Origin of the sequence: Pseudomonas sp. yb_2 (assembly GCF_043103905.1) — a bacterium.
Taxonomy (GTDB): Bacteria; Pseudomonadota; Gammaproteobacteria; order Pseudomonadales; family Pseudomonadaceae; genus Aquipseudomonas; species Aquipseudomonas alloputida.
This window is the reverse complement of record NZ_JBICKH010000027.1, coordinates 38448-50774: the sequence shown is the minus strand read 5'-3', so window position 1 is coordinate 50774 and position 12327 is coordinate 38448. Positions and strand designations below refer to the sequence as shown.

Annotated in this window: 11 protein-coding genes; 2 read left to right on the top strand and 9 right to left on the bottom strand. The window is 62.9% G+C overall.

The window, feature by feature from the left end:
• Positions 1-7: 7 nt before the first annotated feature.
• The 9 genes from ACF8FB_RS06125 to ACF8FB_RS06085 all read right to left on the bottom strand — a co-directional run bounded on the left by ACF8FB_RS06125 (position 8) and on the right by ACF8FB_RS06085 (position 11104).
• A complete protein-coding gene (locus ACF8FB_RS06125) occupies positions 8-604 on the bottom strand; it encodes a MarC family protein (RefSeq protein ID WP_014592545.1) in 597 nt (198 codons plus the stop codon).
• 75 nt (positions 605-679) lie between these two features.
• A complete protein-coding gene (locus ACF8FB_RS06120) occupies positions 680-3451 on the bottom strand; it encodes a response regulator (RefSeq protein WP_392511122.1) in 2772 nt (923 codons plus the stop codon).
• A gap of 135 nt (positions 3452-3586) precedes the next feature.
• Complete coding sequence (gene purD / locus ACF8FB_RS06115) at positions 3587-4882, bottom strand: phosphoribosylamine--glycine ligase (protein WP_003249685.1); 1296 nt, start codon at positions 4880-4882, stop codon at positions 3587-3589.
• 146 nt (positions 4883-5028) lie between these two features.
• Positions 5029-6636, bottom strand: a complete 1608-nt coding sequence (gene purH / locus ACF8FB_RS06110) for a bifunctional phosphoribosylaminoimidazolecarboxamide formyltransferase/IMP cyclohydrolase (protein ID WP_003249687.1) — start codon at positions 6634-6636, stop codon at positions 5029-5031.
• Between the two features lie 81 nt (positions 6637-6717).
• A complete protein-coding gene (fis, locus tag ACF8FB_RS06105) occupies positions 6718-7038 on the bottom strand; it encodes a DNA-binding transcriptional regulator Fis (RefSeq protein ID WP_003249693.1) in 321 nt (106 codons plus the stop codon).
• The gene (dusB, locus tag ACF8FB_RS06100; protein ID WP_003249695.1) at positions 7035-8048 is read right to left on the bottom strand and encodes a tRNA dihydrouridine synthase DusB; all 1014 of its coding nucleotides are present in this window, start codon (positions 8046-8048) and stop codon (positions 7035-7037) included. The genes fis and dusB overlap by 4 nt, the downstream gene beginning before the upstream one ends.
• Positions 8049-8255: 207 nt before the next feature.
• Positions 8256-9611: a DUF3426 domain-containing protein gene (locus ACF8FB_RS06095; RefSeq protein ID WP_392510563.1), complete on the bottom strand. Its 1356-nt coding sequence runs from the start codon at positions 9609-9611 to the stop codon at positions 8256-8258.
• Between the two features lie 42 nt (positions 9612-9653).
• Positions 9654-10532 (bottom strand): 50S ribosomal protein L11 methyltransferase, encoded by an 879-nt coding sequence (gene prmA, locus ACF8FB_RS06090; protein WP_003249700.1) that lies wholly within the window; start codon positions 10530-10532, stop codon positions 9654-9656.
• Positions 10533-10648: 116 nt separating this feature from the next.
• On the bottom strand, positions 10649-11104 hold the full coding sequence (locus ACF8FB_RS06085; RefSeq protein ID WP_088513263.1) for a MaoC family dehydratase: 456 nt from the start codon (positions 11102-11104) through the stop codon (positions 10649-10651).
• 143 nt (positions 11105-11247) lie between these two features.
• Between ACF8FB_RS06085 and ACF8FB_RS06080 the strand changes: the two genes are divergently transcribed.
• On the top strand, positions 11248-11610 hold the full coding sequence (locus ACF8FB_RS06080) for a CidA/LrgA family protein (RefSeq protein WP_012053815.1): 363 nt from the start codon (positions 11248-11250) through the stop codon (positions 11608-11610).
• Positions 11607-12323 carry an LrgB family protein gene (locus ACF8FB_RS06075; protein WP_004576852.1) on the top strand — a complete coding sequence of 239 codons (717 nt, stop codon included), beginning with the start codon at positions 11607-11609 and terminating at the stop codon, positions 12321-12323. Before ACF8FB_RS06080 ends, ACF8FB_RS06075 begins: the two co-directional genes overlap by 4 nt.
• Positions 12324-12327 lie beyond the last annotated feature (4 nt).

Genomic DNA, 12327 nt, shown 5'->3' with positions numbered 1-12327 from the left:
CTGCACCCTAGGGCAGCAGGTAACCGCGAATCCCGGTAAAGATGATCTGTGCTGCCAGGGCGCAGACGAATAGGCCCATCAGGCGGCTGACGATTTGCAAGCCCTGGTCGCCGAGCAGGCGCTCGATACCGTGCGATAGATACAGCACCAGGCCTACGGTAAAGCTGGCCAGGGCAATGCTGACGATGGCCAGCAGTTTTTCATCCCAGTGCGGCTGGCTCACCCCCATCACCAGCAGGGCACCGATGGTGCCGGGGCCAACGGTCAGCGGAATGGTCAGCGGTACGATGGTCACATCCTGCTGAACGTTGTCTGCCTGTACCGCCGGCTTGCCCTGGGCCATGCCCAGGGCCGAAATGAACAGCACGCTGCCGGCACCGATGCGGAAGGCATCGGCGGTGATGCCGAAAATTCCGAAGATCGCGCGCCCGAACAGGTAGAGCATCACGCTGGCGACCAAGGCTGCGAACGCGACCTTCCAGGCCAGTTGCTTGCGCTCCTTGCTGGAGTGGCCGCGGGTCAGGCTGATGAAACACGACAGCACGAAGAACGGGCTGTAGAGCACGAGCATTTTCAGGTAGACGCTGAACAACTCATGGAGCATGAGCAGTGTTCCTTGGGTTTATGCCGGCGCGGCCTTGTGTCGCGAGGCCGCTCCTGCAAGAGCATTGGATATCGGTCAGGACGTATGTGCCGGGTCCACCTTGGCTTCCCGGTGATTGGCCCAGTATTGAATCAGCTCACGCAACTGCGACAACTCCACCGGCTTGGCCATGTGTCCGTCCATGCCTGCCAGCCGCGCGCGCTCCTTGTGTTCGGCCAGTATGTGCGCTGTCAGTGCCACCACCGGCGTGCGCTGGCGCTGGTTTTCAGCTTCCCAGGCCCGCAACTGCTGGGTGGCCGAGAAACCGTCCAGTATCGGCATCTCGCAGTCCATCAACACCAGGTCATAATGCTGCGCTTTCATCGCCTGCAAGGCCTCTTCGCCATTGCAGGCGGTATCGGGCTTGAGGTTGAGCTTGCCGAGCATGCTGCGGATCACCTTGGTCGAGATGCTGTTGTCTTCGGCGACCAGCACGCGGAAGTCGCCTGGCAGGTCCAGCGCCTGCGGGATGCCAGGCAGGCTGGCAGGCATCGCCTGTTCGCGGCCGCGCTGGGCCAGCTCCTCGGCCAGGGTGGTCTTCAATGTATAACCGGCCACCGGTTTGGCCAGTATTCGCTTGACCCCGGCGTTGTGCGCGATGACTTTGCTCGGCGCATTGCTGATGCCGGTGAGCATCACCACCAAAATGTCGTGGTTCAGGCTCGGGTCTTCCTTGATCTTGGCGGCCAGCTGCATGCCGGTCATGCCGGGCATGTTCTGGTCCAGCAGCACCGCGTCGAAGTAGTCGCGCAGGTGTGCCTTGGTGCGCAAAAGGGCCAGAGCCTCCTTGCCTGACGGCACCGCGCTGACGTTCATGCCCCAGGCGCTGCACTGCTGTACAAGCACCTTGCGGCACGTGTCGTTGTCGTCGACCACCAGCACGCGGGCATCGCGCAGCGGGCTGTCGAGGTCCGCCGGTGGCTGTTCCAGGCGCGAAGGGTCCAGCGGCAAGGTCAGCCACAAGGTGTTGCCCATGCCGGTGCTGCTCTTGATGCCGAACTCGCCCTGCATCAGACCGATCAGCTGTTTGGCGATGACCAGCCCCAGATGGCCGCCCAGCTTGTTGCTGGAAAGGAAGTGGTGGCTGTGCAACTCGGCCTGCAGCAAGGCTTCACGGTCGGCGGCGGGCAACGGTTCGCCGCTGTCCTGCACGGCGATACGCAGGCGTGGCACCTCGCCGCGTTGATCCAGCGCCACCACCAGCAGGATCTCGCCCTGGTCGGTGTTTTTCAGGGCGTTTTCCAGCAGGCTCGACAAGGCCTGGCGCAGACGCGTCGGGTCTCCGCTGATGACCCGCGGTACTTGTGGCTGGGTGAAGCTGATCAGCTCGATGTTCTGTTGCTCGGCCTTGGCGCGGAAGATGTTCAGGCAATCCTCGATCAGCGCGTTAAGGTCGAACTGCACGTCATCCAGCTCGATCTGCCGGGATTCCAGCTTGGAAATGTCCAGAATTTCGTTGATCAGCGTCAGCAGCTCGTTGCCCGCGCTGTGGATGGTCTGCACATAATCTCGTTGCTTCACCGACAGCGGTGTGCCCAGCAGCAGTTCAGTCATACCGAGCACGCCGTTCATCGGGGTGCGGATTTCGTGGCTGATCTTGGCCAGGAACTCGGCTTTGGCGTTGATTTCCGCATCGCTGGCGGCCAGTGCACGGCTGGCGCTGAAACGCTCCTCGCTTATGCGCCGCAGCCGTTCACTGACCGCCAGGTTGAGCAGCAGGCCACTGACCACGGTCAGGCCCAGCAGGATACACAGCAGCCAGGGTGTCGAGGTGCGTGTCAGGCCCAGCAGGGCTGGCAGCAGTACCAGGCCTCCGAGGTTGAACACCACCATGGCCAGGCTGAACAGGCGTCCGGGCGCATAACCCTTGTACCAGTGGTAGCTGCTGACCAGCAGCATGCTCACGCTGCCCAGCGCCATCAGGGCGTAGGTCATCAGGTTCAGTGGCAGGGTATCGACGAACAGCAGCACCAGGCCACTGAGCCCGACAATCAGCATCTCACCCTGCAGCAGGCGGTTAAGCCGGGGCGAATTGCACGGCGAAAAGAAATGTTGAGTGAAATACAACCCGGACAGGCCGGCCAGGACCAGCGTCAGATAGGCGGCAGGCGTTTGCGCACTGTGCCACACATGCCACCAAGGGCCGCTGAGGTTCAGCAGGATCAGGCCGCTGAGCAGCATCAGGCCGTGGTACAGCGCCAGGATCAGGGTGGTGCTGGAGCGGGTGTAGAGGAAGCGGATCAGGTTGTGCATGATCAGCATGATCAGGCCGCCGAACAGCATGCCGAACAGCAGCGGCTGGCGTTGATCCGAGGCTGCCTCGGCCGCAGGCTCAAGGCTGATGGCCGGACGCAGCTGGTGCTCTGAGACCAGGCGCAGGTAGATGTCCAGCGGTTGCCTGCTGTTGGGCAGGGGCAATACATGGTCGCTGCCACGCAGGGTCGGGCTGGCATTGCCGGCCTGGCGCCCGTGGTGCAGCTGACGCAGAAGTTGTTCGCCTTCGAGGGCGTAGAGGTCCAGGCCAGAAAGGTCCGGGGCAAATACCCGCAGCAGCTGCTCCTGGTCACCTGGTGCCAGACGATAGTGCAGCCACAAGGCCTGTCCAGCCGGGGCAGCATCAAGGTCGGCGAGAGGCAGTGGGCTGAACTGGTTGCGATAGCGCTCGGAGCGCACATCGCTCAGTTGCAGGTTGGCCTGTTCGTCGAGCAGAACGGTCCAGCCACCGTCATGTTCGGCCGCAGCCGGAAACATGCAGAGCAGGGTCAGCAAGCTGACGATCAGAGCTGAGGCAATCCGAAGCCGACGCACTACGAAATCCCTTCTTGGCCGATGTGCCGGGTACTCACTATGCGCGGCGCGCCAAGTCGAAGGCAAGGCCCATTCCGGGCCCTGTCGACGAGCCGGATGCCGCAGGCTGAAACCGCTACGGCATACCGGTAGTACTTACTGCTGGTGCTCACCGCGCTCGCGGGCGATGGCCCGATAGCCGATGTCGGAACGGTAGAAGCTGCCGTTCCAGCTGACTTCCTTGGCCAGGCGATAAGCCTGCTGCTGCGCGTCGGCAACGGTGCTGCCCATGGCGGTGGCACACAGCACGCGCCCGCCGTTGGTGGTTACCTTGCCATCCTTGAGCGCAGTACCGGCATGGAATACCTTGCCTTCGATCTTGGCGGCAGCGTCCAGGCCGTTGATCACGTCGCCCTTGGCGTAGTCGCCCGGGTAACCGCCCGCTGCCAGGACCACGCCCAGGCTCGGGCGCGGGTCCCACTGTGCTTCGACCTTGTCCAGTGCCTTGGCGAATGCGGCTTCCACCAGCAGGACCAGGCTCGACTCCAGGCGCAGCATGACCGGCTGGGTTTCCGGGTCGCCGAAGCGGCAGTTGAACTCGATGACCTTGGGGTTGCCCGCCTTGTCGATCATCAGGCCGGCGTAGAGGAAGCCGGTGTAGACGTTGCCTTCCTCGGCCATGCCGCGCACGGTTGGCCAGATCACCTGGTCCATCACGCGCTGGTGCACGTCGGCGGTAACGACCGGGGCAGGGGAGTAGGCGCCCATGCCGCCCGTGTTCGGGCCGGTATCCTGGTCGCCGACGCGCTTGTGGTCCTGGCTGGTGGCCATGGGCAGCACATTGTGGCCGTCGACCATGACGATGAAGCTGGCTTCCTCGCCGTCGAGAAACTCTTCGATCACGACACGCGAACCTGCTTCACCGAAGGCGTTGCCAGCCAGCATGTCACGCACGGCGGCTTCGGCTTCTTCCAGGGTCATGGCGACGATTACGCCCTTGCCCGCAGCCAGGCCGTCGGCCTTGATCACAATCGGCGCGCCCTTTTCCTGCAGGTAGGCCAGGGCTGGCTCGATCTCGGTGAAATTCTGGTAGTCGGCGGTCGGGATCTTGTGACGCGCCAGGAAATCCTTGGTGAAGGCCTTGGAGCCTTCCAGCTGGGCCGCGCCCTTGGTTGGGCCGAAGCAGTCCAGGCCGCGGCTGCGGAACAGGTCGACCACACCGATAACCAGCGGTGCTTCCGGGCCGACGATGGTCAGGTCGACGTTTTTCTCGGCGAAGTCGGCCAATTGCTCCAGGGCGCACACGTCGATGGCGACGTTCTCGCACTTGGCTTCAATGGCGGTACCGGCGTTGCCCGGGGCAACGAAGACTTTCTCGACGCGTGGGTCCTGGGCGACTTTCCAGGCCAGGGCGTGCTCACGGCCACCGCTGCCGATGATCAAAACTTTCATGTCAAAACCTCGATTCAAGTGATCCCGTGGCTTGCGCCGAACACTGTGGGAGCGGGCTTGCCCGCGAATGCGGCGGTGAATCCACCATCGTATTCGCGGGCAAGCCCGCTCCCACAGGATCTCGACTTGCCTCGGGATCCGCGTAATTAGTGGCGGAAGTGGCGCATGCCAGTGAAGACCATCGCGATGCCGGCCTCGTCGGCAGCAGCGATGACTTCAGCATCACGCATCGAACCACCCGGCTGGATCACGGCGCTGATACCCACTTTAGCTGCATTGTCGATGCCGTCACGGAACGGGAAGAATGCATCCGATGCCATGACCGCGCCCTGCACCTGCAGGCCAGCGTGCTCAGCCTTGATTGCAGCGATGCGGGCGGAGTTGACGCGGCTCATCTGGCCGGCGCCGACGCCGATGGTCTGGCGCTGCTTGGCGTAGACAATGGCGTTGGACTTGACGAACTTGGCCACTTTCCAGGCGAATACCAGGTCGTGGATCTCTTGCTCGGTCGGGGCACGCTTGGTGACGATCTTCAGGTCATCGGCGGTGATCATGCCGATATCGCGGCTTTGCACCAGCAGGCCACCGTTGACGCGCTTGAAGTCCCAACCGGCAGCGCGCTCGGCTGGCCACTCGCCGCACTCCAGCAGACGTACGTTCTGTTTGGCAGCCACCACGTCGCGGGCGGCCTGGGAGATTTTCGGGGCGATGATCACTTCGACGAACTGGCGGTCGACAATGGCCTTGGCGGTTTCGCCATCCAGTTCACGGTTGAATGCGATGATGCCGCCGAACGCCGATTCGGTGTCGGTCGCGTAGGCCAGGTCGTAGGCTTTGCGGATGCCGCCTTCGTCTTCCGGTACTACTGCCACGCCGCACGGATTGGCGTGCTTGACGATGACGCAGGCCGGCTTGACGAAGCTCTTTACGCATTCCAGCGCGGCGTCAGTATCGGCCACGTTGTTGAATGACAGTTCCTTGCCTTGCAGCTGGACAGCGGTGGAAATGCTGGCTTCGCCTTTCTTGGCTTCTACATAGAACGCCGCGCTCTGGTGCGGGTTCTCGCCATAACGCATTTCCTGTGCCTTGACGAACTGGCTGTTGAAGGTGCGCGGGAATTCGCTGCGCGCCTCGGTGCTCAGGGTGTCCTTGGCCTGGTCGATGGTGCCCATGTAGTTGGCGATCATGCCGTCGTAGGCGGCAGTGTGCTCGAACGCCTTGAGCATCAGGTCGAAGCGCTGGGCATAGGTCAGGCCACCGGCCTTGAGGCCTTCGACGATGCCGGCGTAGTCGCTGGCGTTGACCACGATGGCCACGTCCTTGTGGTTCTTGGCTGCCGAACGGACCATGGTCGGGCCGCCGATGTCGATGTTCTCGATGGCGGTCGGCAGGTCACAGCCAGGCTTGGAAATGGTGGCTTCGAACGGGTACAGGTTGACCGCAACCAGGTCGATCGGCTTGATGCCGTGCTCGTTCATGATGGCGTCGTCGGTGCCACGACGGCCGAGGATACCGCCGTGGATCTTCGGGTGCAGGGTTTTGACCCGGCCATCCATCATTTCGGCGAAGCCGGTGTAGTCGGCCACTTCCACCGCGTTTACGCCGTTGTCCTTGAGCAGCTTGTAGGTGCCGCCGGTGGACAGGATCTCGACACCGAGCTGCTGCAGCTCACGGGCGAATTCGAGGATACCGGTCTTGTCGGAGACGCTGATCAGGGCGCGGCGGACTGGCAGGCGGGTAGTCTGGTCGGTCATTTCGGGTTCCAATAACGCGGTGGAGTCAGCAAAAAAGGCGCCTCTGTTCAGGGAGTCGCCTTTTCTGGATGGGATTCTGGCTTACAACAAGTCGTACTGCTTGAGCTTCTTGCGCAGGGTGCCTCGGTTCAGCCCGAGCATCTCGCTGGCCTTGGTCTGGTTGCCCTTCACGTAGTTCATCACGCTTTCGAGCAGGGGCGCCTCGACTTCGGAGAGCACCAGGTTGTACACGTCCGTCACGGTCGCGCCTTCCAGGTGGGCGAAGTAGTTGTGCAGCGCCTTCTCGACGCTGTCGCGAAGGGTCTGGCCCTCTTCGCTCGGCGTGTTGAGGTGCTGTTTCAGGTTGGCGTTGTCGCTCACGGGCGTTGTTCCACTCACAAAATTCTCGGTCATCATCGTCATGCGGCCACCCCTTGTCCGTCCTCTGTCTCAAGGCTCTGTCGACGTTCGCTGAAAAACGCGCGAACGTTGGCGCACTGCGCTTGTGTGTCTTCCAAAGCGTTGAACCGGGCGCGAAACTCCTTGCCGCCGGGTCGTGTTGCCAGGTACCAGCCAACGTGCTTGCGGGCGATACGTACGCCCATCACATCGCCATAGAAGGCATGCAGCGCGGCCAGATGCTCCAGCAGGATGCGTTCCACTTCGTCCAGTTGCGGCGCTGGCAGATGTTCGCCAGTGCGCAGGTAATGCTCGATCTCGCGAAAGATCCATGGCCGCCCCTGGGCAGCCCGGCCAATCAACAGGCCATCGACCCCGGTGGTTTCCAGCACCGCCCGGGCCTTTTCTGGCGAGGTGATATCGCCGTTGGCAAAAACCGGGATTGACACCGCCTGCTTGATGGCAGCGATGGTGTCGTACTCGGCTTCGCCGGTGTACAGGTCGGCACGTGTGCGGCCATGCACCGCCAGCGCCTGGATGCCAGCCTGTTCGGCGATCTTCGCCACGTTCAGGCCGTTCTTGTTCGCCCGGTCCCAGCCGGTGCGGATTTTCAGGGTCACCGGTACGTCCACGGCGCTGACCACGGCGTGGAGGATCTCGCTGACCAAGGCTTCATCTCTCAATAAAGCAGAGCCTGCGGCTTTGTTGCAGACTTTTTTTGCCGGACAGCCCATGTTGATATCGATGATCTGGGCACCCGCCTCGACATTGGCCTTTGCCGCCGCAGCCATCATCTGCGCATCGCCGCCGGCGATCTGCACCGAGCGTGGCTCGGGATCACCTTCATGGATGCGGCGCAGGCTCGACTTGCGGCTGTTCCACAGGCTCATGTCGCTGCTAACCATTTCCGACACCACCATACCGGCGCCCAGGCGCTGGCAAAGTGTACGGAAAGGCTGGTCCGTGACCCCGGCCATGGGCGCGAGGATCAGGTTGTTACGTAGTGTGTATTGGCCGATGCGTACCGCCGACATAGGTGATCCCTGTTGTGGGGCCGAATCTTGGAGTTCGAAAAAGGGTTGGCATGATACCCGCTCTCGATGACTGGATAAAGATGGATTTGGATAAAATCTGAACAGTTGTCGGCTTATGCCTTTGCGCTTCAAGCAGCAGGCGACAGGACGAAAAGCGGTCGCGGTTGGGGCTTCTTGTCTTGTCGCTCGCTGCTGGCCGCTTGTCGCCTACTCCGGCGAACGGAAGCTCAGGCTGTAATTCACGGCCTTCGGGCCAGGGTCGAGGATGTCCAGGGCAATGTGGATTGGCGTCTGGCTGGGCATTTCACCGCGCCCTGCCAGTTCGCCCGACAGGTACTCGCTGGGCTTGAAGCGGCGGCTGGCGATCAGTTGGCCATTGAGGTCGGCGAAGCGCAGCTCCAGCAACGGGAATGGCTGGGCGAACGGCGCGCGGTTGTAGATGATCGCGTCGACAATCAGCGCGCCCTTGAAGTCCGGGTGGCTGCGTACCACCAGATTGCTGCTCTTGATGCGTGCAATATCGACGCGGGTAGGCACCTGGCAACCGACCATCGGGCAGATCTGCTGGAAAATCGGCCGATACTGGTCCTGGCGGGCCATTTCGTCGAAGTGGAACCACACGTACTGGAACGCGAGCAGGCCGGCAGCCAGCAGGGTCAGAAAGCCCCACAGCAGGCGCTTGCCCCAGTTGGGTGCGGGTTTTTCCCAGCCTAGCTGCAATGGGTCGTCGACCACATCGACCAGCGGCTCCTTGCGCGAGGGGCGCTCGGATTTGCCGGCAAGGCCTGGTTCCAGGCGCTCTCCGGGCAGCGGCTCGACGGGCTCGTCGTCATGCGCCGACAGGCGCAGCGCCAGTGGCTCGTCGTCGCGGGCGCTCAGGCCCGTTTCCGGGTTTTCGTCATCGCTGATGCGCAGCGGTTCGCTGAATGCGGGCTGGTCATCGCGTTCGGCCGCACCGTGCACGGGCGGCTCGCCATCGATGTCCAGGTCAAGGTTGCTGCCCAGGGTAGGCTCGGTGCGTTCGCCGGGTGCAGGCTCCAGGTCGAGCTCCAAAGGTTCCGGTTCCAGCAGCACCGGGGTAGGCTCTGCCGGTTCCTGCGGCACGTAGGGCTCATCGGTAGCCGTGCCGAAAAGGTCTTCTGCGTGCTCGTCCGGGTGAAGTTCATCGCGCCGTGCCTGCAGCTTGTCATCCTGGCTGGCCGGGTGGGTCGGGGCCGGTTGGCCGCGACGCTCCAGGCGCTCCAGTTCCTTGTCGAGGTCGAGCTCGTCCAGCGCCTGGGCAGTCAGCGCCCAGTCCTGGTCAGGTGGGGTGCCGCGTACGCTGGTGGCAGGCTCTTGCGCCGGCTCGGCCAGCGGCTCGGCAGGCACTGCAGGTACCGGTGCCGGCACCACGGGGGCGCTGGTGGTGGCGGCGCGGTTTTGCTCCAGCAGCTGCTTGGCGGCATTGAATACCTGCAGGCAGTGACCGCAGCGCACTACGCCACGGGCCACGCCCAACTGGTGGTGGGTGACGCGAAAGCTGGTCTGGCAATGCGGGCACTGGGTGACGAAACTGTCGGTCATGCGGCGATCCGGGAGCTGTGCAGAAAAGTATTCTAGGCCCGCTTAGCGACGCCGACCACTGATGCGCACCCAGCCGTCGCGCACGACGATCGGGTCCAGTTCAAAGTCGGCGGCATAAGCGGCGGCCACGTCTTCACCTTGCTCGGCGAGGATGCCCGAAAGCGCCAGCAGGCCACCTGGGCGAACCAGGCCGGACAACTGTGGCGCCAGCGACACCAGCGGGCCGGCGAGGATGTTGGCAACCAGCACGTCGGCCTGCATCGCCGGCATGTGCTCGGGCAGGTACAGCGCCAGTTTCTCGTCGGCAATGCCGTTGCGTTGGGCGTTGTCGCGCGAAGCCTCGATGGCTTGCACGTCGATGTCGGTGCCTACCGCTTCGCGGGCGCCCAGCAGCAGCGCAGCGATGGCCAGGATGCCCGAACCGCAGCCAAAGTCCAGCACCTGGGTGCCTTCAAGCTGCTGGCCGTCGAGCCATTCCAGGCACAGGGCCGTGGTGGGGTGAGTGCCGGTGCCAAAGGCCAGGCCCGGGTCGAGCAGCAGGTTCACGGCGTCCTTTTCCGGGGCATCGTGCCAGCTGGGCACGATCCACAGGCGGCGGCCGAAGCGCATCGGCTGGAAGTTGTCCATCCAGCTGCGTTCCCAGTCCTGGTCCTCGATCACCTCGGCCTGGTGCTCGGGCAGCTCGGCGCCGGTCAGCAGGCGCAGGTGGGCGAACACCTGTTCAGGGTCGGCATCGGCCTCGAACAGCGCCAGCAGGTGAGTGTGCGACCACAGCGGGGTGGTGTTGAGGTCTGGTTCGAAGATCGGTTGATCTTCGGCATCCATGAACGTGACCGAGACGGCGCCTACTTCAAGCAGCGCATCTTCATAGGTTTCGGCTTGTTCCGGGCTGATGGCCAGGCGTACTTGCAGCCAGGGCATGGCGGGCACCTTTGATAAATCGACAGGGGCAGCCCTAGGCTGCGCGAAGGCTGGCAGTTTACGCGAGTGCGGGGGATTTGTGGATCGGGGGCTGCACTGCAGCCCCCCGGCATGTATCAGACAAAACAGAGCGACAGCGACTCGGCTATATAAGCAGGCTTCTCTTCACCCTCGATCTCCAGCGTGGCAATCGCCTTGAGTAGCCACTGCCCCGGTTTTTTCTCGGTCACCTCGCCCAGCTTTACCTTCAGCCGAACCCGGCTGTCGACCTTGACCGGCTGAATGAAGCGCACGCTGTCCAGCCCGTAGTTCACCACCATCTTCAGTCCTTGCGGCAGGACGAGGATGTCCTCGATCAGCTTGGGGATCAGCGACAAGGTCAGGAAACCATGGGCGATCGTGCCGCCAAACGGGGTTTTTGCCGCCTTCTCAGGGTCGACATGGATGAACTGGAAATCGCCGGTCGCCTCGGCGAACAGGTTGATGCGCTGCTGGTCGATCTTCAACCACTCCGAGTGGCCCAGCTCCTTGCCAACGTACTGCGAAAGCTCTGTAACCGGTACATGGGGCATCGCGGACTCTCCGGGTTGTCAGTTGGTACGAAAGTACAAGATCAGCACGGCGAACCGTTTCAGTCAAGTTGCCCGCTTTTCGGCGAATATCGGTCTACAGCCGAGCGTGCTTATAATGGCGGCCATGCCCGAGGGAGATGCTTATGCTGTTGCGTGGTTTGACCTGGCTGGTACTGTTCCAGCTGCTGGGGACGGCGATCAATCACCTGTTCGTGCCGTTTTTACCCGGGCCGATCATCGGCCTGTTGTTGCTGCTGCTCTTCCTCATGGCCCGCGGTGAGGTCGGCAAGCCGCTGAACGAGGCCGCAAGCAGCTTGCTGCGCTATCTCCCGCTGCTGCTGGTGCCGCCGGCAGTCGGGGTGATGGTATATGCCAAGGACATTGCCGCCGACTTCTGGGCGATTGTCGGGGCCTTGCTGATCTCCTGCCTGGTGACCCTGGTGTTCGTCGGTGTGCTGATGCAAAAGCTCATCCAGCGCCAGGGCAAGCGTGAGGAGCAGCCATGATGCTCGATTGGCAGGGCGCGCTCGATGCGGTCATTCATCACCCATTGTTCGGTATCGGCATCACGCTGGGGGCCTATCAGGTAGTGCTGGCAGCCTACGAGAAAACCCGCTGGATCTTCCTGCAACCTGTATTGGTATCGATGCTGCTGGTGATCGGTGTGTTGCTGCTGTGCGGCATCGATTACAGCGAGTACCGCAAAAGCACCGAAATCATGAACATCCTGCTGGGGCCCGCTACGGTGGCCCTGGCTGTGCCGCTCTATCTCAACCTGCGGCGGATCCGCCAGCTGTTCTGGCCTACATTTACTACGCTGGTAGTCGGAGGCCTGTTCGCCACGCTCTGCTGTCTGGTGCTGGGTTGGTGGTTCGGTGCCGAGCACATGATCCTGATGACCATGGCGCCGAAGTCCGTCACCTCGCCGATCGCCATGCTGGTGGCTGAGCAGATTGGTGGCGTGGCGGCCCTGGCGGCGGTGTTCGTGTTGATTACCGGGGTGATCGGGGCGATCTTCGGCCCGGCGTTGCTGAGCCGCTTCGGCGTGCACAGCCCTGAGGCGCGCGGCATGTCGCTGGGCGTGACCGCACACGCAGTGGGCACTTCGGTGGCCCTGCAGGAAAGTGACGAATGCGGCGCCTTTGCCGCGCTGGCGATGAGCCTGATGGGAGTGGCTACAGCGGTGTTCCTGCCGCTGGCGGTCAGCCTGGTGGCTTGAGGAA